23 protein-coding genes are annotated in these 25,786 nt (G+C 30.1%); 21 read left to right on the top strand and 2 right to left on the bottom strand.

From position 1 onward, the window contains the following. Window positions 1-256 precede the first annotated feature (256 nt). From gmd to V8G69_RS02185, 21 genes are all read left to right on the top strand, one after another. Window positions 257-1,375, top strand: coding sequence for a GDP-mannose 4,6-dehydratase (gene gmd / locus V8G69_RS02285; RefSeq protein ID WP_394880098.1), 1,119 nt, complete (start codon window positions 257-259; stop codon window positions 1,373-1,375). Between the two features lie 65 nt (window positions 1,376-1,440). Then, the gene (locus V8G69_RS02280; protein ID WP_394880096.1) at window positions 1,441-1,677 is read left to right on the top strand and encodes a GIY-YIG nuclease family protein; all 237 of its coding nucleotides are present in this window, start codon (window positions 1,441-1,443) and stop codon (window positions 1,675-1,677) included. A 135-nt stretch (window positions 1,678-1,812) separates the two neighbouring features. Next, entirely contained in the window at window positions 1,813-2,886 is a 1,074-nt protein-coding gene (locus tag V8G69_RS02275) for a GDP-L-fucose synthase family protein (protein WP_394880095.1), read from the top strand. Window positions 2,887-2,958: 72 nt separating this feature from the next. Then, window positions 2,959-3,978 (top strand): UDP-N-acetylglucosamine 4,6-dehydratase (inverting), encoded by a 1,020-nt coding sequence (gene pseB, locus V8G69_RS02270; RefSeq protein ID WP_394880094.1) that lies wholly within the window; start codon window positions 2,959-2,961, stop codon window positions 3,976-3,978. Next, window positions 3,975-5,129, top strand: a complete 1,155-nt coding sequence (gene pseC / locus V8G69_RS02265; protein WP_394880093.1) for a UDP-4-amino-4,6-dideoxy-N-acetyl-beta-L-altrosamine transaminase — start codon at window positions 3,975-3,977, stop codon at window positions 5,127-5,129. Before pseB ends, pseC begins: the two co-directional genes overlap by 4 nt. Next, window positions 5,122-5,805: a pseudaminic acid cytidylyltransferase gene (gene pseF / locus V8G69_RS02260; RefSeq protein ID WP_394880092.1), complete on the top strand. Its 684-nt coding sequence runs from the start codon at window positions 5,122-5,124 to the stop codon at window positions 5,803-5,805. The genes pseC and pseF overlap by 8 nt, the downstream gene beginning before the upstream one ends. A 2-nt stretch (window positions 5,806-5,807) precedes the next feature. Next, on the top strand, window positions 5,808-6,965 hold the full coding sequence (locus tag V8G69_RS02255) for an N-acetyl sugar amidotransferase (protein ID WP_394880090.1): 1,158 nt from the start codon (window positions 5,808-5,810) through the stop codon (window positions 6,963-6,965). Further along, complete coding sequence (gene hisH, locus V8G69_RS02250; RefSeq protein ID WP_394880089.1) at window positions 6,965-7,585, top strand: imidazole glycerol phosphate synthase subunit HisH; 621 nt, start codon at window positions 6,965-6,967, stop codon at window positions 7,583-7,585. Before V8G69_RS02255 ends, hisH begins: the two co-directional genes overlap by 1 nt. Beyond that, on the top strand, window positions 7,572-8,351 hold the full coding sequence (gene hisF / locus V8G69_RS02245) for an imidazole glycerol phosphate synthase subunit HisF (RefSeq protein WP_394880088.1): 780 nt from the start codon (window positions 7,572-7,574) through the stop codon (window positions 8,349-8,351). The genes hisH and hisF overlap by 14 nt, the downstream gene beginning before the upstream one ends. Window positions 8,352-8,354: 3 nt before the next feature. Continuing rightward, window positions 8,355-9,830, top strand: coding sequence for a UDP-2,4-diacetamido-2,4,6-trideoxy-beta-L-altropyranose hydrolase (gene pseG / locus V8G69_RS02240; RefSeq protein WP_394880087.1), 1,476 nt, complete (start codon window positions 8,355-8,357; stop codon window positions 9,828-9,830). Continuing rightward, complete coding sequence (pseI, locus tag V8G69_RS02235) at window positions 9,824-10,846, top strand: pseudaminic acid synthase (protein WP_394880086.1); 1,023 nt, start codon at window positions 9,824-9,826, stop codon at window positions 10,844-10,846. The genes pseG and pseI overlap by 7 nt, the downstream gene beginning before the upstream one ends. A gap of 55 nt (window positions 10,847-10,901) precedes the next feature. Continuing rightward, window positions 10,902-12,152 carry a hypothetical protein gene (locus V8G69_RS02230; RefSeq protein WP_394880085.1) on the top strand — a complete coding sequence of 417 codons (1,251 nt, stop codon included), beginning with the start codon at window positions 10,902-10,904 and terminating at the stop codon, window positions 12,150-12,152. Continuing rightward, window positions 12,152-13,582, top strand: coding sequence for a lipopolysaccharide biosynthesis protein (locus tag V8G69_RS02225; protein ID WP_394880084.1), 1,431 nt, complete (start codon window positions 12,152-12,154; stop codon window positions 13,580-13,582). The genes V8G69_RS02230 and V8G69_RS02225 overlap by 1 nt, the downstream gene beginning before the upstream one ends. A gap of 1 nt (window position 13,583) precedes the next feature. After that, window positions 13,584-14,765 carry a glycosyltransferase family 4 protein gene (locus tag V8G69_RS02220; RefSeq protein ID WP_394880083.1) on the top strand — a complete coding sequence of 394 codons (1,182 nt, stop codon included), beginning with the start codon at window positions 13,584-13,586 and terminating at the stop codon, window positions 14,763-14,765. Window positions 14,766-15,130: 365 nt separating this feature from the next. Continuing rightward, window positions 15,131-15,925 (top strand): hypothetical protein, encoded by a 795-nt coding sequence (locus V8G69_RS02215; protein ID WP_394880082.1) that lies wholly within the window; start codon window positions 15,131-15,133, stop codon window positions 15,923-15,925. 427 nt (window positions 15,926-16,352) lie between these two features. Continuing rightward, complete coding sequence (locus V8G69_RS02210; RefSeq protein ID WP_394880081.1) at window positions 16,353-17,255, top strand: O-antigen ligase family protein; 903 nt, start codon at window positions 16,353-16,355, stop codon at window positions 17,253-17,255. Further along, window positions 17,242-18,282 carry a glycosyltransferase family 4 protein gene (locus V8G69_RS02205; RefSeq protein WP_394880080.1) on the top strand — a complete coding sequence of 347 codons (1,041 nt, stop codon included), beginning with the start codon at window positions 17,242-17,244 and terminating at the stop codon, window positions 18,280-18,282. The genes V8G69_RS02210 and V8G69_RS02205 overlap by 14 nt, the downstream gene beginning before the upstream one ends. Window positions 18,283-18,287: 5 nt before the next feature. Further along, entirely contained in the window at window positions 18,288-19,421 is a 1,134-nt protein-coding gene (locus tag V8G69_RS02200; RefSeq protein ID WP_394880079.1) for a glycosyltransferase, read from the top strand. Between the two features lie 34 nt (window positions 19,422-19,455). Next, window positions 19,456-20,856 (top strand): UDP-glucose 6-dehydrogenase, encoded by a 1,401-nt coding sequence (locus V8G69_RS02195; RefSeq protein WP_394880078.1) that lies wholly within the window; start codon window positions 19,456-19,458, stop codon window positions 20,854-20,856. 6 nt (window positions 20,857-20,862) lie between these two features. Beyond that, entirely contained in the window at window positions 20,863-21,849 is a 987-nt protein-coding gene (locus tag V8G69_RS02190) for a UDP-glucuronic acid decarboxylase family protein (RefSeq protein ID WP_394880077.1), read from the top strand. Between the two features lies 1 nt (window position 21,850). After that, on the top strand, window positions 21,851-23,206 hold the full coding sequence (locus V8G69_RS02185; protein ID WP_394880076.1) for an undecaprenyl-phosphate glucose phosphotransferase: 1,356 nt from the start codon (window positions 21,851-21,853) through the stop codon (window positions 23,204-23,206). On the opposite strand, the gene V8G69_RS02180 is transcribed toward V8G69_RS02185, so the two are convergent. Together V8G69_RS02180 and V8G69_RS02175 are read right to left on the bottom strand one after the other, a co-directional pair. Beyond that, window positions 23,203-24,366, bottom strand: coding sequence for a glycosyltransferase family 4 protein (locus V8G69_RS02180; RefSeq protein ID WP_394880075.1), 1,164 nt, complete (start codon window positions 24,364-24,366; stop codon window positions 23,203-23,205). The genes V8G69_RS02185 and V8G69_RS02180 overlap by 4 nt on opposite strands. Continuing rightward, a complete protein-coding gene (locus V8G69_RS02175; protein WP_394880073.1) occupies window positions 24,366-25,688 on the bottom strand; it encodes a phenylacetate--CoA ligase family protein in 1,323 nt (440 codons plus the stop codon). The genes V8G69_RS02180 and V8G69_RS02175 overlap by 1 nt, the downstream gene beginning before the upstream one ends. Window positions 25,689-25,786 lie beyond the last annotated feature (98 nt).

The following is a 25,786-nucleotide window of genomic DNA, read 5'->3' as shown; positions in this document are numbered from 1 at the left end:
AAAAAAAATGTTAATTTCATAGAGCTAAAGTTATAAGGAAAAAAGGGAATTGTGTAAGGCATTATAGGCTTAGAAAGGAAAGATTAAGTTATGTTGAAGGCTTCTATTATTCTTGTTTGAAGATAGTCTACATACAATAGATAAATACCGATAAGCAACCAATGACAGTATTAATTAGTATGAATTATCTTGCTTAGATAAAGTATTATGGTATTTTTGCAAAGGAGTTGTTAAGCTCAATATAAATAGAAAATAGATGAAAAAGAAAGTAGCCTTAATAACAGGGGTAACAGGTCAAGATGGCGCTTATTTAAGTGAATTTTTATTAAAAAAAGGATATGAAGTTCATGGCGTGAAAAGACGGTCCTCATTGTTTAACACTGATAGAATAGATCATTTGTATCAAGATCCTCATATTGAAAACAGAAACTTTTTTCTTCATTATGGCGATTTAACAGATAGTACCAACTTAACGCGGTTGATTCAAGAAGTTCAGCCTGATGAAATTTATAATTTGGCAGCTATGAGCCATGTTCACGTGTCTTTTGAGATGCCAGAATATACTGCAAATGCTGATGGTATAGGTACTTTAAGACTTTTAGAGGCCATTAGGCTTTTAGGAATGGAAAAGAAAACAAGAATTTATCAAGCCTCTACATCAGAATTGTATGGTAAAGTTCAAGAAGTTCCTCAAACCGAAATAACTCCATTTTATCCGAGAAGCCCTTATGCTGTAGCAAAAATGTATGCCTATTGGATAACTGTAAACTATAGAGAAGCATACGGTATGTTTGCGTGTAACGGTATTTTATTTAATCATGAGTCGCCTATTCGAGGAGAGACTTTTGTGACACGAAAAATTACAAGAGCGTCTTCAAGGATAGCTTTAGGTCTTCAGGATAAATTTTATCTAGGAAACTTGGATGCACAACGTGACTGGGGTCATGCCAAAGATTATGTTCGTATGATGTGGATGATTCTTCAAGCAGATGAAGCTGAAGATTGGGTGATTGCGACCAATAAAACAACAACAGTACGTGATTTTGTTAAAATGAGTTTTGCTGAAGTTGGCATAGAATTAGAATTTAAAGGAAAAGGAGTAGATGAAAAGGCCTTTGTAAAATCTTGTAACAATACGGAGTATCAATTACCAGTAGGAAAAGAAGTGCTTTCTGTAGATCCTAAATATTTCAGACCAACAGAAGTGGACTTGTTAATAGGTGATGCCACGAAAGCGAAAGAAAAGTTAGGATGGGTTCCAGAGTATGATTTACAGGCCTTGGTAAAAGATATGATGCAAAGTGACGTTAAGCTCATGAAGAAGCAGCAGTATTTGAAAGATGGTGGATATAAAATCATGAATTATTTCGAATAATGTCATCCCGAGCGCAGTCGAGGGAATAATATTTTTATACGTCTAAAAGAAAAGTAACATAGTGGATGAAACTTTATTATGTTTATATAGTACGTTGTAGTGATAATTCCTTGTATACTGGGATAACAAATAATATAGAAAGAAGAGTTTATGAGCATAATGTAGGAGTATTAAAAAGTACCTACACCTATAAAAGGAGACCTGTAATATTGGTTTTAGTCAAGAATTTTTGGAACCTAAGCAGGCTATTACCTTTGAAAAGACTCTTAAAAAATGGAGTAAGAAAAAGAAAGAAGCATTAATTAAAGGAGATTTTGAAATGTTACAAATACTAGCAGAGTGCAGAAATGCTACACATTTTAAATATAAATCTTAAATTTTGCGCCCTCGACTACGCTCGGGGTGACAATTAAATTAGTAAAGGAATAGAAAACTGAATGAATAAGAATTCCAAAATTTATGTTGCAGGGCACCGAGGTTTGGTGGGAAGTGCTATTTTAAAAAATCTCCAGGATAAAGGCTATAATAATATTGTTACACGGACGCACAAGGAATTAGATTTGACAAATCAAATAGCTGTTGCTTCATTTTTTGAAAAAGAACATCCCGAGTACGTGTTTTTAGCAGCGGCTAAGGTTGGAGGCATTGTGGCTAACAATATATACAGGGCAGATTTTATTTATGAAAATATGATGATTCAAAACAATGTGATTCATCAAAGTTATTTACATAAAGTTAAAAAGCTATTGTTTTTAGGAAGCACTTGTATTTATCCTAAAAACGCACCACAACCCATGAAAGAAGAGTATCTGTTAACTGATACTTTAGAATACACCAATGAACCATATGCAATTGCAAAAATAGCAGGAATAAAAATGTGTGAAAGTTACAATTTACAATACGGAACCAATTTTATATCGGTTATGCCAACCAATTTATATGGTCCTAATGATAATTTTGACTTAGAGAAATCACATGTATTGCCAGCACTTATTCGTAAAATCCACTTAGCAAAGTTATTATCTGAATCAAAATATGATGAAGTGATTAAAGATTTAGGAGCCAATTCTATTGAAGACGCTAAAAAATATTTAAACAAATTTGGTGTTTCTGAAAATAGTGTTGAAATATGGGGTTCCGGAAAACCAAGACGTGAATTTTTATGGAGTGAAGATATGGCCGATGCCTGCGTGTTTTTAATGGAGAACAGAGATTTTAGTGATTGTCATTCTGAACTTGTTTCAGAATCTCATGAAAATGTAGAAATCAAAAATACCCATATCAATATTGGAACCGGTAAGGATATTTCTATTAAAGAACTTGCTGAAACAATTAAGAATATAGTTGGCTTCAAAGGTGATTTAGTTTTTAATACCGAAAAACCAGATGGGACTTTGCAAAAACTGACAGATGTTTCTAAGTTAAATGATTTAGGCTGGAGACATACAATTGAACTTGAAGAAGGAATAAATGATTTGTATAATTGGTATATATTCAATTGTCATAAATAGAAAAACTAAAATTTAAAATAGAAAATTATTAAAAGAGGTTATAAAAAATAATTTAATTTAGAATAAAAAAACATGCTAGATTTAAACGGAAAATCAATATTGATTACTGGAGGAACAGGTTCTCTTGGCAAAGCATTAACAAGTCATATTCTGACTAAATACCCTAAAACAAGAAGACTTATAATCTATTCAAGAGATGAGCAGAAGCAGTTTCAAATGGCTCAAGAATATCCAGAGGATAAATTTCCACAAATAAGATATTTCATTGGAGATGTTAGAGATAGAGAACGTTTAACAAGAGCTTTTCAGGGTGTAAATTATGTAATTCATGCCGCTGCAATGAAACATGTTCATATAGCAGAGTATAACCCTGATGAATGTATTAAAACGAATATTGGGGGTGCGGAAAATGTAGTTGAGGCTTGTTTGAAAACGAAAGTTGAACGAGTAGTAGCCTTATCTACCGATAAAGCATGTGCACCTATAAACTTATATGGTGCTACAAAATTAACCTCAGATAAACTTTTTATAGCAGCAAATAATATTAAAGGTCAAAACCCAATTAAATTTTCTGTTGTAAGATATGGGAATGTTATGGGGTCCAACGGATCAGTAATTCCATTCTTTATTAATAAAAAAACTCTAGAGAATAAATTACCAATAACAGACCCTAACATGACCCGTTTTAATATTTCATTACAGGGAGGTGTAGATATGGTGATGCATGCGTTAGAACATGCTTGGGGTGGAGAATTATTTGTTCCTAAAATCCCTTCTTATAAAATTATGGATGTTGCTGAAGCTATTGGGCCAAATTGTGAAAAACCAGTTGTTGGAATTCGTCCTGGAGAAAAAGTTCATGAAGAAATGATAACACCATCCGATTCATTTTATACTTATGATTTAGGAAAATATTATGCCATTTTACCAACAATGCATGAATGGGATTTAAATGATTTTATTAAGAAATTTAATGCTAAAAAAGTGAAATTAGGATTTAGTTATAATTCTGGAGAAAATGAAGAATGGGAAACGGTTGAGAGCTTAAGAGAGTTAATTAAAGAACATGTGGATGCTACTTTTGAAGTATGATGGAAAATAAAATAATACCTTACGGAAGACAGTACATTGAACAAGACGACATTGATGCAGTTGTAAAAGCACTTAATGCAGATTTTTTAACACAAGGCCCTAAAGTCAAAGAGTTTGAAGAAAAATTTGCTGAATATATAGGTGTAAAATATGCTGTAGCTGTAAATAATGCCACATCTGGTTTACATTTAGCCGTTTTAGCATTGGGTTTAAAAAAGGGCGAACGAGTTATTACAACACCAATTACCTTTGCTGCATCGGCTAATTGTGTTAGATATACAGGAGGTGAAGTTTGGTTTGCTGATATAGACCCAGATACTTATCTTTTATCTTTAGAAAGCACTAAAAAACTAATTGAAAGCAAACCAAAAGGTTTTTTCAAAGGAATCATCCCTGTTGATTTTGCAGGTTTGCCAGTAGATTTGGAAAGATTTAAAGAACTAGCTAAGCTACATAATTTATGGATTATTGAAGATGCTTGTCATGCACCGGGAGGCTTTTTTAAAGATTCTAAAGGAAACAAACAAATGTGTGGAAATGGAAATTATGCCGATATTGGTGTTTTTTCGTTTCATCCTGTAAAACATATTGCTTGTGGAGAAGGAGGTATGATAACCACAAATTCTGAAAAATTTTATAAGAAACTTTCTTTGCTCAGAACTCATGGTATTACCAAAGATAATATGGAAGAAAATCATGGTGGCTGGTATTACGAGATGCAAGAACTTGGTTTTAATTACAGATTAACAGATATACAATCTGCTTTAGGCATTACGCAGCTCGCCAAGAACGATATAGGTGTAAAAAGGAGAAATGAAATTGCGGATAAATATAAAAAAGCATTTAAAAATAAAATAAAACACCAAAGCCTCCCGCAAGACACTTATAATGCACATCATCTATTTGTTATAGAAGTATCAGACAGAAAGGGCTTATATGATTTTTTAAGATCCCATAATATTTTTGCTCAAATACATTATATACCAGTACATATGCTGCCATATTATAAAACTATTGGGTATGAAAATACCAATTTAAATCATTCGGAAAATTATTATTCTAAATGTGTTAGTTTACCCATGTACCCCAGTTTGTCAAATGAAGAGCAATCATTCGTAATAGAAAAAGTATTATCATACATTAATGGCTAATTTAGCAATTATACCAGCCAGAGGTGGCAGTAAGCGCATTCCCAAAAAAAACATTAAGAGTTTTAATGGAAAACCTATTATTGCGTATGTTATAGATGCAGCACTAAGAAGCAATCTTTTTGATGAAATAATGGTATCTACTGATGATGAAGAAATCGCGAATACAGCCAAGGCATTTGGAGCAACCGTGCCTTTTTTTAGAAGCACCGACAATGCGAATGATTATGCAACATTGTCAGATGTACTAATAGAAGTTATTGACCATTATACTAAAGCAGGTAAAGTATTCAAAAACATTTGCTGTTTTTTACCGACAGCAGCACTAATAACTCCCAATAAAATTATTGAAGCGTTTCATGTTTTAGCTAAACAAAAGTTTAAAACAGTTGTTCCGGTAATTAGATTTACATATCCTATTCAAAGAGCGTTAAAAGATGTTGATGGCTTATTACAAATGAGAGAGGTTGAACACATCAATACAAGATCCCAAGATTTAGAACCATGTTTTCACGATTCCGGACAATTTTATTGGTTAAACACGGAAGCGTTTCTTTCAGAAAAAAAGGTATTTACCTCAAATACAGGATATATTGAATTAAAAGAATATGAAGCTCAAGACGTTGACACACTAGATGATTGGGACATGTTAGAATTAAAATACAAATTAAAAAAGTAATTATGGATATAGAAGTAAGATATTGTAAAGTATGTTTGTTTCCTGAAACAAAACCAGATTTACACTTTAATAATCAAGGAGTATGTTCTGCATGTATTGCCGCGGAATCTAAACATGATGGTATTGATTGGAAACAAAGAGAAAAGGATTTTTACACTATTATAAACAAGTTTAAGCTTAAAGATGACGAAATAGGGTATGATTGCTTAATACCGGTAAGTGGAGGCAAAGATTCAACATATCAAGCATATTTTATGAAAGAAGTTTGTGGGATGAATCCGCTTTGTGTTTGTTTTGAAACTACTAATGTTACCGAATTAGGACAACGTAATTTGGATAACATTTCTAAAATGGGTATTGATGTTATTCATTTTAAAAAGAATTACAAAGCATACCGCTCAATGGTTAAAGAAGGCTTTATTCGAGTAGGAGATGAAATGTGGCCAAATCATATAGGAATTTTTACGATTCCAATAAACATTGCTGTAAAATTTAATATTCCTTTAATAATTTGGGGAGAAAACCCGCAACAAGAATATGGAGGACCTCTTGAAAGTATTGAAAAAAACAGATTAACACGTAGATGGTTAGAAGAATTTGGTGGGTTATTAGGAAACCGAATTCAAGATATGATTGGTGTTGATGGACTAACAGCTAAGGAATTAACTCCTTATTTTTACCCTTCAGATGAAGAATTGGAATCAAATGGTATTACCAGCTTATTTTTAGGCCATTATTTTTTCTGGGATGCACGCAAACAACTCGAAGTTATAATGAATCATGGTTTTCAGATAAAAGAAGATGGGCCAGTAGAAGGAACCTATACAAATTATGAAAACCTAGATGAAGCTATGCATGGACTTCATGATTATTTAAAATTTGTAAAATATGGTTTTGGGAGAGCTACAGACCATGCTTGTATTGATATTAGAAATAAACGATTAACCAGAGAAGAAGGAAAAAAATTAGTCATGGAATATGATGGTAAATACCCATATCTTTCTGTGAATGCTTTTATTGAATATTCTGGAATGTCTAAAGAAGAAATAGATGAGATTATAGATTCGTATACAAATCCAGTCCTTTTTAAAATGAATGATGATGGCGTTTTTGAAAAAGACAGCAAAGGAAATTTAATAAGAAATTTCGAAATTAAATAATGGTAATAGCTATTGTAAAATATGGAATGGGTAATGTAGCGTCAGTACAAAAAGTATTGAAAAAGCTTGGTTACCCAAGTATTATTACAAATGACCATGACGAAATAAAAAAAGCAGATTTCATTTTACTTCCGGGAGTCGGGTCTTTTAAAAAGGGAATGGAAAACCTTAATGAGTTAGGTTTGATAGATTTGCTAACTAACGAAGTAGTCGTAAATAAAAAACCTTTTTTAGGCATTTGTTTAGGAATGCAGTTAATAGCAACCTATGGGACCGAACCAGAGCACATAGAAGGATTGGGATGGATAGAAGGGGGCGTTATTAAAATCATTCCTAAAAAAGGGCATAGAGTACCTCACTTGGGGTGGAATACCATACAAACGGATGTATTGGATGAGTTTTATAGTGAATTTAATAATCTTGATTATTATTTTATTCATAGTTATCATTTTAATGCTACAAATTCTAAAGATGTTACCATGTGGGTAAATTATGATGGTGAATTGGTTGCTGGACTTCAAAAGGATAATATTTATGCTATGCAGTTTCATCCAGAAAAAAGTCAAGATGGAGGCATGATATTATTAAAAAAAATTTTAGAAAGATATGCTAAAGTGTAGAGTTATACCTATTTTAACTTTTAATGGTTTTGGGTTAGTAAAAACTAAAGGTTTTGCGCCTAACCCAAGAATGGTAGGAAATGCAGTGCAAGCTGCTAAAGTTTATAACTCTCGTAATGTTGACGAATTAGTGTTTTTAGACATTTATGCGTCTGATAAAAAGCGTAAAATGAATTTGCAGTTAGCAAAACTAATTATTAATGAATGTTTTATGCCTGTTGCGTTAGGAGGTGGTATAAAAAACATTGAAGACATTCATGATTTATTAGCCATTGGAGCAGACAAGGTTGTTCTTAAAAGTAAAATCATAGAAGAACCTGAGTTTATTAATAAAGCGTCACAAGTATTCGGAAATCAGTGCCTAACATTAGCAGTTGATGCTATTAAAGAGGGTGATGGCAAGTATTATTTATTTAATAGATTAGGCAAAACCATCGATTTATTTGAATTCCTCGAACACATAAAATCATATAACTTTGGTGAAATTATTTTAACTTCAGTCAACAGTGATGGAATGATGAACGGTTTTGATATTGAGTTGGTTAATATAGTTGAAAAAATCATACATGTACCCATCGTTGTTTCAGGCGGAGCTGGAAATTTAGATCATTTTAAAGAATTATTTTCAAAAAGCCATATTGAAGCTGTTGCCGCAGCAAGTATTTTTCATTTTACGCAATATACCCCACGCGATATTAAATTAGCTATAGCCAGTGTTGGGAAACCTGTGCGTATTGTAGAAAAAATGTATATCCCTAAAAACTAGTAGATGCTCAGCCAAAAAAAAATATTGTTTAGAGCAGACGGGGATAGTAATACTGGTTTAGGACATTTATATAGGCTCTTTGCGCTTGTTGAGATTTACAAAAAGCGCTTTCAATTCATTTTTGTTACCAAGGCTTCTTCAACTAATACTATTTTCCCAAATGATTACCCCATTTTCTTTATCCCTGAAGACATAACTATTGCCGATGAATCATTATGGCTTTATCAAAATTTCAACCCTTCAGAGCACATAATTATTGCCGATGGGTATCAATTTAAAAGCAACTATCAAAAGCAGTTAAAAGCATATGGTTATCTTTTAATTTATATTGATGATTTAGTTGATGGCAAAATGTATGCAGATGTGATAGTTAATCATGCAGCCAATATAGATCAATCAAAATATCAAATACAACCATATACTCGATTCGCGTTAGGTACGGAATATGCTATTTTAAGACCATCGTTTGTTAAAGCGGCACAAACAGAAAGACAAATTATTGACACAACCAGTGCCTTTGTATGTTTTGGTGGCGCTGATGCATTAGATTTAAGCTATAAGGCCGCAAAAGCACTTTTTGAAATAGAGAAAATAAAAAGCATTCATGTGGTTTTGGGGGCGGCCTATAAACATCCAAATATTGAAGCATTAGCAAGTCAAAATACACAGATTAGATTATATAGAAATTTAGATGAAATGGCTCTTTGTAATTTAATGAAGTCTTGTGATTTGGCAATTGCACCTTCGAGTACCATAGTTTATGAACTTTGTGCTATTAAAATGCCCATATTATCTGGGTATTTTGTAGATAACCAAATAAGTATATATAAAGCATTATTAGATAAAGGAGCTATTGAAGGAGCGGGGAATTTATCAAACTTTACGGTTGAGGATTTTAAAAATAAGCTCAACATGATTATTAATCAGAAGCAGTTTGACCATTATTTAAAAGCTCAACAAAAATTGTTTGACGGACAGAGTTCAAACCGATTTATAAAACTGCTAAATGATTTTTTGATTTCTTTCAGAAAAGCTACGAAAGAAGATATGTTGTTGGTTTACAATTGGTCTAACGACCCTTTGGTAAGACAAAACTCATTCAACACCCAAGAAATTGAGTTGGTTAATCACGAAAAGTGGTTTAACCAAAAAATAGAGGATGATAAAGTACTATTTTTAATAGCTTTATTTGATAATCAACCAGTAGGTGTTGTTCGTTATGAAATTAAAGAAGATCAGACCATAATTGGAGTTTTGGTTGCTGAGAATTTTAGAGGAAATAAATTGTCGTCTTCATTTTTAAGTGAATCGGCTAAATATTACTTTAAACAAAATCATCTTCCTATTTTTGCGTACATTAAAGAAGAAAACAAAGCATCAATAAAAGCATTTGAAAGTGCAGGTTACAGTTTTTATAAAAAAGAAAGCGTAAAGGAAATAGAAAGTTTTGTTTATAAATTAGAAAAGAAAGGATGTTAAAAGATACATGTTTTATTATAGCAGAATTATCAGCTAATCATGGGGGTAGTTTAGAAATAGCAAAAGAAACAGTAAGAGCTGCTAAACGAGCAGGAGCCAATGCCATAAAATTGCAAACATATACTGCCGATACTATAACCTTAAACGTCAAAACAAACGATTTTAAGATTAAACAAGGTACGGTTTGGGATGGGCAATATTTATATGATTTATATAAAGGAGCCTCCTTACCTTGGGAATGGCATAAAGACTTGTTTGATTTAGCTAAGGAAGAGGGGCTCGTTTGTTTTTCTTCTCCTTTTGATAAAACTGCTGTTGATTTTTTAGAAGAATTGAATACTCCAATTTACAAAGTGGCATCTTTTGAAATTACAGATATTCCTTTAATAACTTATATGGCTTCAAAACAAAAGCCAATGATTATTTCAACAGGAATAGCTGCGATTGAAGATATTGAATTGGCAATTGAGGCTTGTAAATCAGTTGGTAATAATGATATCACAATTTTAAAATGTACATCGGCATATCCAGCTGCACCAGAAGATGCTAATTTAATGACGATTGAAGATATTGCCCAAAGATTTGGATTAAACTCTGGCCTATCAGATCACACTATGGGTATTGAAGCGCCTATAGTTGCTGTGGTTTTAGGAGCAAGAATAATAGAGAAACATTTTATTTTAGATAAAAGCATTGGTGGAGCAGATGCTCATTTTTCATTAGATGAGAAGGAATTTAAACAAATGGTCGATTCGGTTCGTTTAGCGGAAAAGTTAATAGGAAAAGTAGATTATGAAATGACCAATAAAAAGAAAAAAAGCAGAGAGTTTTCTAGGTCATTGTATGTTGCACAAGATGTTAAAAGAGGAGACTTAATAACAGAGTTCAATATAAAATCGGTAAGACCAGGATTTGGAATGCACCCTAAATATTATAATGATTTATTAGGAAAAAAATTTAAAGATGACTTTAAAAAAGGAACTCCTCTAAGTCTAGAGCTAATAATGGATAAATAAATCTTACAAATTGTAATATTGAAAGCTTTGCTAAATGTTAATATAAAAGTTGAAAATGAAAGAAACATTTATTGAAAAGTGGAATGATATTTTACAAATTTGGATAAATGGTTTGTTAGATCTTGACTCAGAGGAGAGTAGAAATCAAATATCCCCTCTTTCTAAGCGCAAAAAAAACAAAAAAATTTTTAAAGAATTTATTGGAGATTTTTTTAGAGTTTTCAAAAAATCAGAAATTCCGAAAAATAAGATTTGGTTTTTAAGTCTTTCAAAGAATAATTTTGATTCCTTGAAGGAAGTTCAGATAAAAATACCAAATTCTATTTTTGTCTCATTTTTAAGATTAAGAAATAAAAAGCAGGAATTTTTTTATTATTTTACATACTCTAATAAATTTTTTTATGATTTAATTTTCCCTTTCGCATGGATTGTATATTATTTTAAAAATAGAACAAAAGGATTAAAATATTATGATTTATTATTTAGTGTGAATGGCACCTATAATGAAAGCCTAAGATTAATTGAAAGAAACAAACCAAAAATAATAATTTTCGCGAATGATCATGTTATTGTATCAAGATCATTACTTTTGGCAGCTAATAAATTGGGAGTTAAGACATATTATATTCAGCACGCATCAGTTTCTAATTATTTTCCTCCACTAGCTTTTAATTTTTCTCTTTTAGAAGGTAAAGATGCACATGATAAATATTTAAATTGTGGCGGAACAACATCAAAGATTTATTTAGTAGGGATGTCTAAATTTGATTCATTTAAAGATCAAATTAACACAAATAAAAAAGTGAAAAGTTTAGGGATTGCATATAATCATATGGATAATGTTGTTAGAATATCAAAATTTATAAAAAAAATTAAAAAAAAACATCCTGAATTATTGATAATTACTCGTCCACACCCTTCTGATATTAGAAAAATTGAATTACCTGAAAACGTTCTATTATCAGACTCTAAGTATGAAGATGCCTTCTCTTTTTTATGTAATATTGATGCATTAATAACAGGAGATTCCTCTTTACATTTGGAGGCAACATTATTAAATGTTTATTCAATGTATTTTGAATTTACAAAAACAAATCTTTTTGATTATTATGGATTTATAAAAAATGGTTTGGTTGATTATTACAAGACATTAAATTCAATAGATATAGAACTTAATAAGTTAAAATTTTTCAAACCAGACGTTAGAAATAAAGCCGTTTACTATAATGCCTCTATTGGAAGTTCTTTTGAGGGGAAATCAACCGAAAAAATTGTTGATATAATTTTAAATACAATGAATTTGTAATGAAGAGAAATAAATTATTGCATAATTCAGGTATTTATAGTGTGATTTCGTTATTACAAAAAGGAATAAACTTTTTTTTAATTCCAATTTTAACAGCATACTTAACAACTTTTGATTATGGTGTTGTTGCAGTCGTGTTTTCTATAAACGCATTTTTAAATGTATTTTATTTACTCTCTTTGAACGGAAGTTTAGACAGGTTTTATTATGAGTATAAAAATGATGAAGAATTAGTTAAAAAACTGTTTGGAACAATTGTAACATTTGTCTTTTTAACAAGTGTTTTTTTATCCGTCATTATTTTAATTGGACATAAATGGATTATTGACCCATTTTTAGGTAATGTTGATTTCTCTCCTTATATGTTATTAGGAATGATTTCTATATTGTTTAACCCTATATTTACTATTTTTCAAAGCACTTTACAAGCCAGACAAGAAGGGAAAATATTTGCAAAAAATAATATAATATTTTTTTTTGCAAATATTACTTTTCTGTTAATAAGTGTTTTAGTATTTAATTTAGGAGCAAAAGGCGTATTAGGTTCCTTGGCTTTAACAAACTTTATTTTCTTTATATATACTCTTTTTAATTTTGGAAAAGAGATTCAATTTGGTATAAACCTTCCAATTCTTAAGGCTTCTTTAAAATATTCGCTCCCATTAGTACCTCATTCTTTATCTGGGGTAATAACAAATGTCATAGACAAGCTTTTTATTAATAATTTAATGTCGACATCTTTTGCAGGAATTTATAATATAGGAAACACTTTTGGTAGTATAGTATTATTAATTGCTTCTGGAGTTAATCAAGCATTTGTTCCTTGGTTTAATGAGCAAATTAAAAAAGAGAAATATAATGAAATTCCTCAAAAGGCTAAATTATTAATCATGCTATATAGTATAATTGCTTTAGGTTTGTCTTTCTTCGGAAAAGAGATTATATATTTTGCAACACCAGAAACTTATCATCAAGCATGGGAGGTGATTCCATTTATTGCCTATGCTTTTGTTTTTCATGGAGTTTATTATTTTTTTTCAGCGCCTATGTTTTACGACATTTCCGGAAGAGGAAATCGTTTATTACCGTTTTTTACTATTTCAGCCGCAACACTAAACATTGCTTTAAATTTATTTTTAATCCCAAAGTACGGTATTATTGGCGCGGCTTTAGCAACATTGATTTCTAAATTTATTTTAGTAATTTCTTTAAGTTTTGTTTACAATAAATTCTTAAAAATAAAATATGAAAAATTGAGTATGATTTTTATTCCATTAATCTGTCTTGTTATCTCTTTAATTAGTTATTATCCTTTTAAATTTTATAATGGATTGATTATTAAAACTATTGTTTTTATAATTATTTTATCTGTTTCGTCATGGTTCTTGAAAAGAGATTTGAAACGTTTAATAAGGCAGGAAACCACATAACATGAAAATTCTAATTGTAAACACACTCTATAGCCCCTATAAAATTGGAGGAGCAGAAATATCTGTTCAGGCTCTTGCCGAAGAATTTTCTATAAATGGCGAGGAAGTAGGTGTTTTAACATTAGGAAAAGAAGATAGCCAATACATTTTAAATGATATATTAATATGGAGATTAAAGATAGAAAATAATTTTTGGCCATTTGATGACAGTAACAGATCAACAATAAATAAGTTGTTTTGGCATATTAGTGATGTCAATAATAAAATGTATGACAATAAAATAAAAAAAATATTTAATGTTTTTAAACCAGATATTTTATTTACTAATAACTTAAGTGGATTTTCTACTCATGTATGGAGTTTAGCTAAAAGCAATAATATAAAAATTGTTCATACCTTACGAGATTATTATTTACAATGTCCAAAAACAGTTAAATTCAAAAAGGGGAAGAATTGTAATAAATTGTGTTTTGATTGTAAAATGTTGTCTTTTTTAAAAAAAGAAGCTTCAAAAAATATTGATTTTGTTATTGGGATAAGTAATTTTGTTTTACAAGACCATTTAAAAGAAGGTTACTTTAAAGATGTACCAAATCAAGTAATATACAACGGTTTTAAATTTAATGATGAGATATTTGCTAAAAAAGAATTACCTCAAGGAGAAACAATTGTTTTTGGATATATTGGTCAATTAAATAAATCAAAAGGTGTTGAGTTATTATTAAATATTTTTGCTCATTTTGATAAAAGCGATAAATGGAAATTAAAAATTGCAGGGAAGGCAGATGAAAATTATTTGAAAAAGCTAAAACAAATTAATGAATCAAAGAGTGTTGAGTTTTTAGGATTTGTGAATAGTTCAGACTTTTTTAATAAAATAGATGTTTTGATAGTACCTTCATTATGGAATGAACCTTTTGGTAGGGTTGTTTTAGAGGGAATTATTAAAAATAAGGTTGTAATAGGAAGTAATGTTGGAGGAATTAAAGAACTTCTATCTGAAAATCCGAATTTTCTATTTGACCCAAATGATAAAGACGATTTATTAAGAGTTTTAAAAAGTGTTTTTAGTAACAGAAATATTTTACAAGAATTTAGTTTTAATCCTGATAAACTTTCTAAATTTTCTTTAAAGAATACTAGTTTACAATATCTTGAGGTTTTCAAAAAAACATTAGCATGAAATTAAAACTGGATAGAATTTTTTATTTCTTGATCTTTTTTCAAATTATCTCTACTCAAGGAATAATAACGTTCAATATATTTAAATATTTAGGCAATTGGGAGTTGAAATCGATTGTGCATCCCATTAGTTTTTTTTTATTGTTTTTTATAGTTGCTTTTTATAGGCTTAAAAAGAGAACAATAAAAATACAACCAATTGATTTTCTTTTGTTTTCTTATTTTTTTATTTGTTTTTTTATTTTGGCATACAACTTAAATAACTTTTCAAAAATCTATATTACGTTTAGAGAGATTTTTTTAGTAAGCTTATCGATTTTTGCCTACCAACAATTCACTATTAACCAATATTATTGGCGCAAAATATTGAAATTATTGTATATATTGGTTATTGTTAATCTTGTTTTTATTTTGTTAACCCATATTTTAGGTCCTGAAGAATACATGAAGCTTTTAACAGGTAGATTCGTTTGGGCCACAGATCCTGATTATAAATTCAAGATAAGCAGTTTTTTGTATTTTTGGCGCTCTCCAGGTGTAATTGGTAGTCCAGGAAATGTCGGGTATTTTGGATTACTAACTTACCTACTTTTTGACCAAGATGAAAAATACAAAAAGAAATCCTATTTAGCAATAGTATTAGCTATTGTTGGTTTTGTAAGGAGTGTATATGTAGTTTTGGTAGTATATTGGATGTTGAAATTTTTATTAACTAAAAAGAACTTGAAGACAATAAAACTAGGATTGCCTTATATTTTTTCTGTTGTAATGCTACTATGTAGTTTTTTATACTTCAAAGGAGCTTTAGACTTGACATCTCTTTTTATGAGAATAGACCATTGGGTAAATGATATCCCTGTAGATTTTAATGTGCTTTTTGGCGGTGGTATTGGAGAAGTTGGTGGTGCTGTTAGAGGGGAAGGCTTTATAGCAACACTTGATAGTTATTGGCTATTAATGTTAATATCAGTAGGATTAGTTGGTATAATATTGCAATCAGCTTTCATATACGAAAAGGTTTTAAACAATCAAAAAATTGTTTATACTCTAATTGGTTTTTTATTTGCAGGTCTTTTTGTTACTCTAACACAAGGAATTTCGTTTTTGGTTTTATTCCCAATGTTGTTTATTAAAAAAACAGAATCAATTTTAAATGAATAAAATTCAATTAAATAAGTCCACGTTAAATCAAATATTTATAGGGTTAACTTTCATATTAGCTTTATTCCCTATTTTAACTTTTGGACTAAGAAGCGTTATAACAATAGTTTGGGTACTTTGTGGAATTTTTAATGCATTCCAGTCAAACATTAAAAGAAAGAAAAAAAAGTATTTAATTTTTCTAATTGTTTCAATTCTACCCTTTCTTTATTTATGCATAACATTGTTTTATTCTAAAAATTTTAATCTTGGTCAGCATAGGATAATCCAGATGTTACCTCTTTTTTTGTTTCCTGTTATTTTTTATTTAAACAAGGACCAATTTGAAGTTAAACAGGTGCAACACATTTGTTGGTTTTTCTCTGTTTCAGTCATAATATTAGTTGTTTATGAAATTTTGTATTCCCTTTTTAGGTTAGATTACCTTATGGCTGAATTATCTAAAGAAGAAATTGTTAGAAACCTGTTGTCTGATAAAAATTTGCTAAATGAGGATGTTGTGTCTGGTGTGAAAATAAGACGCTTTAGAAGTTTCTTACTGGATATTACGGACACCCATTTCACTTATCAAGGTTTATGGATTATTTTCAGTATATTTTTTTTAAGTAAGCAGGGGTTACAAAAATTTAAACTAAAGAAATACAAAGGCTTATTACTTTTTGGTATAGCCATTATTTTGGTGGGTTGGCTGTTTTTAATATCTAGCAGAATGCCAATTATTGCTATGGTTATTGCAGCGTTCTATGTCATGTTTGTATTAGGACGAATAACTATAAAATCTCAACTTTTACTACTACTCGTTACCCTATTATGTTTAAATATTAGTTATTTTGTTTTTACCACTTTTAGGGTACGAGTAAATGAAATTTTTAAAAATAAGTTTGAATTTCCAACAGAAACTAAGAACTCTTACAGTTATACGTCGGTAAATGTTAGAAATGGTATATATTCTTGTGTTTTGAGTTTAGCTAAAGAAAACTTGATTTTTGGGGTTGGGGTTGGCGATTCACAAGACGAATTAAATAAATGTTACACCAATAAAATTGGTGCTAAAATCTACACATGGAAAGATTATAATACCCATAACCAATACTTTTTCTTTTTAGTGGCTTCTGGTCTAATTGGAGTTGTATTATTTTTAGCATTATTATATTTGCATTGGAAAACGGCCACAAATAGGAGCAACCAAATATATTTGTATTTCATTACAATAATTTGTTTAATTTCTTTAACAGAAAATATACTTTCGCGATCAGATGGAGTGATGTTTTTTGCATTTTTTAGTGGGCTGTTTTTATTTAACATAAAAGAATTGAATGATAATAATTAACGCAAGGTTTTTAACTCAGCCTATAAGTGGAGTTCAAAGATTCGGTATAGAAATTTCTAAAATTGTAAAAAAGCAATTAAAGGATCAGGTGTGCTTTGTAACCTGTCCAGGGGTAATCCATATTGAATTATTTAAAGAGCTTGAGGCCAAAATTATTGGTGTTAATAAAAGCCATTTATGGGAACAGTTAGATTTATTTGCCTATCTGTTACGTAATAAAAATCCACTTTTAGTGTCTTTCGGTTATACAGGTCCTCTTTTTTATAAAAATCAAATTGTATCTATACACGATGTGGCATTTAAATACCATAAAGAATCATTTTCTAAAAGTTTTGCTTTAGTATATAATTATTTGGTTCCTAGAATTGCAAAAAAATGTCTCCATGTTTTTACGGTAAGTGAAGCAGCTAAAAAAGAAGTTGTTAAAGAGCTTAAATTACCTAGCCAAAAGGTTTCTGTGGTTTACAATGGTATTTCATCTCTATTTAAAAAAGCAGAGAAGATTCCATTGAAAGAAATGAGCGTTAAACCGTATATCCTAACCGTATCTTCTCATCATCCAAGAAAAAATTACGAACGTTTAATAGAGGCATTTAATATGCTTAATGACACTGAAATTGAATTATACGTAATAGGAAATTATGTAGGACATTTTTCTAAAACTGTTGAGACAAAACCAAATAAGAATATTAAGTTTTTAACAAATATTACAGATAAACAATTAGTGGCATATTATCAAAATGCAGAATTATTTGTATTTCCAAGTCTTTATGAGGGGTTTGGCATACCTGTTATAGAGGCCATGAGTCAACATTTACCATGTGTAATTTCAGACATTCCTGTGTTTAAAGAGATTGGTGATGAATCGGTTATTTATGTAAACCCAAAAGATGTAGATTCAATTACCCAAGGAATTATTAAAGGGCTAAATATAGGAAATAAAATACAATATTATCCCAAATTAGAACAATTTACTTGGGAGAATAGTGCAAATAAAGTGGTTAAAATATTGAAAAACTTTTTATGATTGTTATGAACAAAAAAACAAAGGTTTTACATGTCTTACACGCTGTTGGTGGAGTAGATGTCTATTTAAGACTGTTGATTGAGACCATTAATCATGACATGTTTGAGCATATCATTGTTAAAGGTATAGATGATAATACTAAATCTTATTTTACGCCAGATGGTCTACCTATTAAAGTTTATGAATTACATATTAAAAGAGAAATAAACCTGATCAACGATTTTAAAGTAATAAGTCAAGTCGTAGGTATATTTAAAAAAGAAAAACCAAATGTTATCCACGCGCATAGTGCAAAGGGAGGTATTATAGCGCGTACTGCAAGTATGTTCTTTAAGGTTAATGTTTTGCATACACCTCATGCATATTCATATTTAAGCACTGAGAACAAATTAAAAAGAAAAATATTTTTATTAATTGAATCTTTTTATGCCAAGCGGAATTCCTATTTGTTAGCCACTTCAAAATCAGAAATGGAGAGAGGAATTAAAGATGTAGGTTATAAAAGAAATAAAACATTATTGTTTAATAATTCGGTGTTACCCATTAAAATTAAGGGTAAGGGCCTTACCGAAATGAATTTACCTAAAGAATATATTTGCACAGTAGGAAGGCCATCATATCAAAAAAACATCGAAATGATGGTTGAAGTAATAAAAAAAGTAAAAATAACTAAACCACAGATACATTTGATTTTGATGGGTGTAGGTGAATATAGTCCAAGTAAAGAAAAAATTAATAAATTAATTCAAAATTATAATTTAGAGTCTAATATTACCTTAGTTAAATGGATTGAAAGAGATAAAATTTTGCAAATAATAAGCAAAGCAAAGATATATATATCTACTTCTAGATATGAAGGATTACCATATTCAATTATTGAAAGTTTAGCTCTTTCAAAAGCTTGCGTAGTCACTAATTGTGATGGAAATAGAGATTTAATTAAAGAAGGTTTTAATGGTTTTCTTATTGATAATTTTGACGTTAATGAAATGGCAAAAAAAATAAGTGAATTATTAGATAACAATTCGATTCGTGAAGAATTTGAAAAACATTCATTCGATTTATTTAATAGAAAATTTAATTTAGAGAATAACATTTCTAAACTAGAAAGAATTTATAATCGATTAAAGTTAAATTAATTATATTTTTGCTTAAGAGATATCAGATAATCAAATGAAAATTAAAAACATTTGCTGCATTGGAGCAGGCTACGTAGGAGGCCCAACTATGGCTGTTGTAGCGCAAAAATGCCCACATATTAAAGTAACCATTGTCGATATTAACGAATCTAGAATTGCTGCTTGGAATGATGAAGATTTAAGCAAGCTTCCTGTTTTTGAACCTGGTTTAGATGAGGTTGTTAAAGAGGCTAGAGGAAGGAATCTGTTTTTCTCAACGGATGTGGATAAAGCCATAGACGAAGCAGACATGATTTTTATATCCGTAAATACGCCTACTAAAACCTATGGTAAAGGAAAAGGTATGGCAGCCGATTTAAAATACATCGAGTTGTGCGCACGTCAAATAGCAAAAATTTCTAAAAGCAATAAAATTGTTGTTGAGAAATCAACTCTTCCAGTTAGAACAGCATCCGCTATAAAAAATATTTTAGAACATACAGGTAATGGGGTTCAATTTCAAATCTTATCAAATCCTGAATTTTTAGCAGAAGGAACAGCGATAGAAGATCTATTATCTCCAGATCGTGTTTTAATAGGTGGAGACAACACCATTGAAGGTCAAAAAGCAATCCAAGCTTTGGTAGATATTTATGCAAACTGGGTACCTAAAGAGCGCATACTAACAACTAATTTGTGGTCTTCTGAACTTTCTAAATTAACAGCCAACGCATTTTTAGCACAACGCGTATCCTCTATTAACGCCATGTCAGAACTTTGTGAAAAATCGGGTGCAGATATCAACGAAGTAGCTAAAGCTATTGGAATGGATGGCAGAATAGGCAGCAAATTTTTGAAAGCATCAGTTGGATTTGGTGGATCCTGTTTTCAAAAGGACATTTTAAATTTAGTTTATATTGCAAAAACATATGGATTAAAAGAGGTTGCTGATTATTGGGAACAGGTAATTTTGATGAATGAACATCAAAAGAAACGGTTTTCTGATAATATTGTAAATACATTATATAATACAGTTTCGGGAAAAAAAATCACTTTTTTTGGCTGGGCATTTAAAAAAGATACAAATGACACACGAGAATCTGCTGCAATTCAGGTAGCAGATAATTTGTTAAGTGAACAAGCAAATATTTTAGTTTACGATCCAAAAGTTATAGAGGAAAGAATCTATGCTGATTTAGACTATTTGAATTCTCGTACTTCTGAAGAAAATAGAGACTTATTAAAAATTAAAACAAACCCCTATGAAGCTTCTAAAAACTCCCATGCTATAGCTATTTTAACGGAATGGGATGAGTTTAAAACCTATGACTGGGTGAAGATTTATAATCATATGAACAAACCAGCTTTTATTTTTGATGGGAGAGGGATCTTAGACATGGAAGAATTAAAAAAAATAGGTTTTGTATGTTATAAAATTGGAAGTGGCTCTAAATAAAAAATAATGAAGAAAGTTTTAATAACAGGTGCTGCAGGGTTTTTAGGGTCACATTTATGTGATCGCTTTATTAAAGAGGGCTACTTTGTTATTGGAATGGATAATTTTATAACTGGAGATAGAAAAAATCTTTCACATTTAGAGAACCATCCTAATTTTGAATTTATAGAACACGACGTAACCGAATTTGTAGAAATTAAAGGTGATTTAGATTATATCCTTCATTTTGCTTCCCCTGCAAGTCCTATAGATTATTTGAAAATCCCAATTCAAACATTAAAAGTTGGGTCTTTAGGAACTCATAATTTATTAGGATTGGCTAAAGCTAAAAATGCAAGAATTTTAATCGCTTCAACTTCTGAAGTATATGGAGATCCATTAGTGCATCCACAAACAGAAGATTATTATGGCAATGTAAACACCATTGGCCCAAGAGGTGTTTATGATGAAGCCAAGCGATTTCAGGAATCCATCACTATGGCATACCATAGGTTTCATGGTTTAGATACTCGTATAGTGCGTATATTTAATACCTATGGACCAAGAATGCGTTTGAATGACGGACGTGTTATTCCTGCTTTTATGGGACAAGCGCTAAGAGGCGAAGATTTGACTATCTTTGGAGATGGTTTGCAAACAAGATCTTTTTGTTATGTTGATGACCAAGTAGAAGGGATTTTCAGATTATTGCTTAGCGACTATATATATCCTGTAAATATTGGAAATCCTCATGAAATTACTATAAAAGAATTTGCTGAAGAGATTATTAAATTAACCAATACAAAACAAAAAATTGTTTATAAAGAGTTGCCAGAAAATGATCCTCTACAAAGGCAGCCAGATATAACTTTAGCAAAGAAACTGTTACATTGGGAACCAAAGATTGATAGAGAAAAGGGGATGAAGCTTACTTATGAATATTTTAAAATACTCTCTCGAGAGGAATTGTTTAAAAGTGAGCATAAAGATTTCAAAAAACACATAAAAAAATAAAGTGGGCAAATTTAAACAAGGCAGGTATTCTGGATATTTAAAACCATTTTCTTACTTAGTAGATTTAAGTATAATTAATGGCGCTATTTTTTTATTTGACATAAACTTAACAAATCTTTATTTTTTTAGTCTGTATATTTCTGTTTTATGGGTTATTATTTCGTTTAGAAATAATTTTTATGAAGTACAGCGCTACACAAAAATAGTTCAGGTTATTACGCTTATTTTGGTGCAGATGTTGTTTTTTGCATTAATTCTATATGCTTTTATAGGCGTTTTTAAGCAACCTAATATAAGTCGTTTAGCCTTAGGGCAGTATTTATTATGCGTTACAGCAGGAATCACGTTTTTTAAATTTCTTGTTTTTTATTTGTTAAAAAGATACAGGGCTGCTCTAGGAGGAAATTTAAGAAACGTCATTGTTATTGGGGATACCGATAAAACAAGACAGCTTATAAATATTTTTAATAAAAGGATTGAATTTGGATATAAATTTAAAAAACAATTCATTATAAAAGAGGATAGTTTTTCGCTTCAAAATTGCATCAAATACATTATAGAAAACAACATAGATGAAATTTATGGGTCTATTGCAGAATTATCCAACAAACAAATCAACAAATTGATAGATTTTGCAGATAACAATTTAAAGGAATTAAAGTTTATACCAGACAATAAAGACATTTATGCTAAAAAACTTAAGTATGAGTATTATGATTATATTCCAATTATTTCATTAAGAGATATTCCTTTAAAAGTTCCTTTCAATAAATTTATAAAGCGCTTATTTGATATTTTGTTCGCTTCTGCAGTAATTATTTTTTTACTTTCATGGTTAACACCTTTTTTGGCCATATTAATTAAACTTGAAAGCAAAGGGCCTGTTTTTTTTAAACAATCAAGAAATGGGTTTAATTATAAAGAATTTGACTGTTATAAATTCAGATCGATGACACCAAATAAAGATGCGCATCTTTTTCAAGCAACTAAAGGAGATCACCGTATTACAAAGGTTGGCAAATTTTTAAGAAAAACCAGCATTGATGAACTTCCTCAATTCTTTAATGTATTATTTGGTGATATGTCTGTAGTAGGACCAAGACCACACATGGTAAGCCATACAAATATGTATGCAGAAAGTGTAGATAAGTTCATGGTAAGACACTTTGTAAAACCTGGTATTACAGGATTGGCTCAGGTAAGTGGTTTTAGGGGAGAGGTTGAAACAGATAAAGATATTATCAATAGAGTTAAATATGATATTTTTTATATTGAAAACTGGTCTCTTTTGCTAGATATAAAAATTGCTATCCAAACATTTGCTAATGCCGTAAAAGGTGAAGAAAAAGCCTATTAAAAATGCTCTATTAACTCATCTAATTGCATATTTAAACTAAATTCTTCATCGGCTATTTGTCTAATTTTCTTATTATACTCTATAGATAAACAGGATTTTTCTATAGTTGAAATAACACAATTTAAATTTTTATAATCACCAGCATTAGCAATCCAACCTAATTTGTGATTTTTTATTATTATTTCACCTTCACCACCGCCAAAATAAATCATTGGCAATCCAAGTTTAGCATATTCAAAAATCTTTGAGGGCACGGAACCATAAATTCTATTTAAAAGAGGAATTATAGTTATTTCATATTTAATAAGTTCTTTATGAAGCGTTTTTCTCGATACATCACCATAATAGAAAACGGGGAGTTCAGGGTGCTTTTTAATAAATACTTCAATTTTGCTTTGCTCTGTACCAGCACCATAAATATGAAACTCTATATTGGAATAGTCTAATTGCTCACACAAGTTATAAATACCTTGAGCAACACCAAGTAATCCAGCATAGACAAGCTTTATTTTTCCTTTATAATTATTTTTTTCGATAAATTTAGGTGGGTTAAAGTCAGGATAATTTCTGTATAAAAAGCTTTTTTTATTTGGAAATAAAGAGTTTACATGGGTTAATATTTCTTCACTTTGCCCTAAAACCAAATCAGCATTTCTGTAATTAAAACGCTCAATTTTTTCTAGAAAGCTATAAATAACTCCTTTTTTTAGAGCACCTAATTCTAAACCTGCAATTGGCCATAAATCGCTTACATTTAAAATAAGTTTTCTTTTTTTTGAACGCAAAAAAAGAATTGATGTAAAGGCTACAAGTAATGGAGGCGACTGTATAATGACTGTTTTAGGAATTTTATGCCACATAAAAAACCAGACTAAACTAAAACTGTAGGATAGCATTGCAATTAACCGTAAAAGCTTGTTTTTAGAATTACTTGCGTATATCCATAACCGATGTATTTTTATATCATTTTCTGTAGATGTTTGTTTGAATTTACCTTTATAAGCTTCAAAAATTTTCCCAGTAGGATAATTAGGCAAAGGTGTTAAAACCAAAACATTATAATGACGTTTTTGTAATCCTTCAGATAAATGAAGTATTCTATTTGATGCAGCTCCAAACTCTGGAGGGAAATAACTTGTTATGATCAGAACATCTTTCATTAATTATTTGATCTGTTTAATAAAGACGTAAACTGTTTTAATTTTCCACTTTTTGAGCGCGTTATGTTTTTTCGCCTTTCAAAAATAATATTTAATCCTTTTTCAAGATAATTTTCCATTTCGGTTTTTATAGTTTCTGTTTTAGTGTCAGAAATTGCTTTTTCACTTGCATAAATAATTTTAAAGGTATCTTTTTTAAGTTGTTCAATTACAAATTCCTTTACGTTTCCATCATCTTCAATAATACTTTTTGTAATGTAGTAAAAAGTTAGTCCAGCGGCCTTTTTTCCACTGGGTAGTTCTGCCATATCATTGGTTCTTCCAATAAGTTTTTCTAAAACTGGTTTTTTAAGATTACTTTCTTTTGAAAGGATTCCAATATCTCCAATATCATACCTAATAAAAGGATGTGCTTTATTGTAAAGTGATGTTATAACAACACGACCTTCTTCTCCATGTGGTAAAACTTGATTGTTTTCATCTAAAATCTCAACCAATAAAGTTTCACTGGTAACTTGCCATTTATCTTTAGGATTTTGAAAAGCAATAATATCTAATTCTGATGCTCCATATTCATTAATTATAGGGACTCCAAATTGAGTTTCCATAAGTTCTTTATCGTCTTTGAATAACATTTCTGAAGTTACAAAACAGGCTTTTAATGTGGGACAAATGGTATTTAAAACAAGATTTTTTCTATGTAAAAACTTAGCAAATTGCACAATGGAACTTGTATAACCGTTAACATAATCAAATGGGGTTTTTGCAAATTTTTTAAGACATTTTTCTAGAGCATCATCACTTAAATCAAATACCGAAAACCTATATCGATTGCTAAATAAATCTTTAATACGTTCTTTATAATATCCTTTTTTTTCTAAAGGGATTCCATAAAATCGAGCTTGTTTGGATGTGTTAAAATCAATGTTAAACCAACTGAATCTATCTTGAATTATAGACCAAGTTAGGGCGTGGCAAAATTTATCCTTAGCAAAAATAAATGGATCGCCAGAAGATCCAGACGTTTTGTTTATATAGATTTCTTTTTCAGAAAAGCCTTCCGAAAGCCTATTGAGTAAAGGTTGTTGTAAATCTCTTTTTGTCATAACTGGAACACTATTCCAATCATTTAGATTTACATCTTTTGCGAATGATTTATAAAAAGGATTGTGTTTTAAATGATAGGCGACTATCTCTTTCTTTTTTATGGAGACATAATTATCAAATTCTAATTCACTTATCTTTTGAATCCCATCAATAGTTTGCCTAGCCTTTTTTATAGGAAATCCATTAAGACGCAAAGACAAATCAAATAAATTCAAAATAAGTGTTTGAAATATGGTTTTGTAAAGTAAAGAAATATTTTATTAAAGTGGATTTGACATGATTTAATAATTCTTTTTAGAATAATTCTTTTTTA

Origin of the sequence: Gaetbulibacter sp. M235 (genome assembly GCF_043876835.1) — a bacterium.
Classification (GTDB): Bacteria; Bacteroidota; Bacteroidia; order Flavobacteriales; family Flavobacteriaceae; genus Yeosuana.
The sequence above is the reverse complement of the archived record's forward strand: the minus strand, read 5'-3'. Positions and strand labels throughout refer to the sequence as shown.

Excerpts from the sequence above, each read along its gene's own strand:
- V8G69_RS02200 (WP_394880079.1), top strand. The coding sequence starts at position 18,288 with ATGAACAAAAAAACAAAGGTTTTACATGTCTTACACGCTGTTGGTGGA.
- V8G69_RS02190 (WP_394880077.1), top strand. The coding sequence starts at position 20,863 with ATGAAGAAAGTTTTAATAACAGGTGCTGCAGGGTTTTTAGGGTCACAT.
- pseF (WP_394880092.1), top strand. The coding sequence starts at position 5,122 with ATGGCTAATTTAGCAATTATACCAGCCAGAGGTGGCAGTAAGCGCATT.
- V8G69_RS02180 (WP_394880075.1), bottom strand. The coding sequence starts at position 24,366 with ATGAAAGATGTTCTGATCATAACAAGTTATTTCCCTCCAGAGTTTGGA.
- V8G69_RS02205 (WP_394880080.1), top strand. The coding sequence starts at position 17,242 with ATGATAATAATTAACGCAAGGTTTTTAACTCAGCCTATAAGTGGAGTT.
- pseC (WP_394880093.1), top strand. The coding sequence starts at position 3,975 with ATGATGGAAAATAAAATAATACCTTACGGAAGACAGTACATTGAACAA.
- pseB (WP_394880094.1), top strand. The coding sequence starts at position 2,959 with ATGCTAGATTTAAACGGAAAATCAATATTGATTACTGGAGGAACAGGT.
- V8G69_RS02195 (WP_394880078.1), top strand. The coding sequence starts at position 19,456 with ATGAAAATTAAAAACATTTGCTGCATTGGAGCAGGCTACGTAGGAGGC.
- V8G69_RS02225 (WP_394880084.1), top strand. The coding sequence starts at position 12,152 with ATGAAGAGAAATAAATTATTGCATAATTCAGGTATTTATAGTGTGATT.
- V8G69_RS02275 (WP_394880095.1), top strand. The coding sequence starts at position 1,813 with ATGAATAAGAATTCCAAAATTTATGTTGCAGGGCACCGAGGTTTGGTG.
- pseI (WP_394880086.1), top strand. The coding sequence starts at position 9,824 with ATGTTAAAAGATACATGTTTTATTATAGCAGAATTATCAGCTAATCAT.
- gmd (WP_394880098.1), top strand. The coding sequence starts at position 257 with ATGAAAAAGAAAGTAGCCTTAATAACAGGGGTAACAGGTCAAGATGGC.
- hisF (WP_394880088.1), top strand. The coding sequence starts at position 7,572 with ATGCTAAAGTGTAGAGTTATACCTATTTTAACTTTTAATGGTTTTGGG.
- V8G69_RS02280 (WP_394880096.1), top strand. The coding sequence starts at position 1,441 with ATGAAACTTTATTATGTTTATATAGTACGTTGTAGTGATAATTCCTTG.
- hisH (WP_394880089.1), top strand. The coding sequence starts at position 6,965 with ATGGTAATAGCTATTGTAAAATATGGAATGGGTAATGTAGCGTCAGTA.
- V8G69_RS02255 (WP_394880090.1), top strand. The coding sequence starts at position 5,808 with ATGGATATAGAAGTAAGATATTGTAAAGTATGTTTGTTTCCTGAAACA.
- V8G69_RS02230 (WP_394880085.1), top strand. The coding sequence starts at position 10,902 with ATGAAAGAAACATTTATTGAAAAGTGGAATGATATTTTACAAATTTGG.
- V8G69_RS02220 (WP_394880083.1), top strand. The coding sequence starts at position 13,584 with ATGAAAATTCTAATTGTAAACACACTCTATAGCCCCTATAAAATTGGA.
- V8G69_RS02210 (WP_394880081.1), top strand. The coding sequence starts at position 16,353 with ATGGCTGAATTATCTAAAGAAGAAATTGTTAGAAACCTGTTGTCTGAT.
- pseG (WP_394880087.1), top strand. The coding sequence starts at position 8,355 with ATGCTCAGCCAAAAAAAAATATTGTTTAGAGCAGACGGGGATAGTAAT.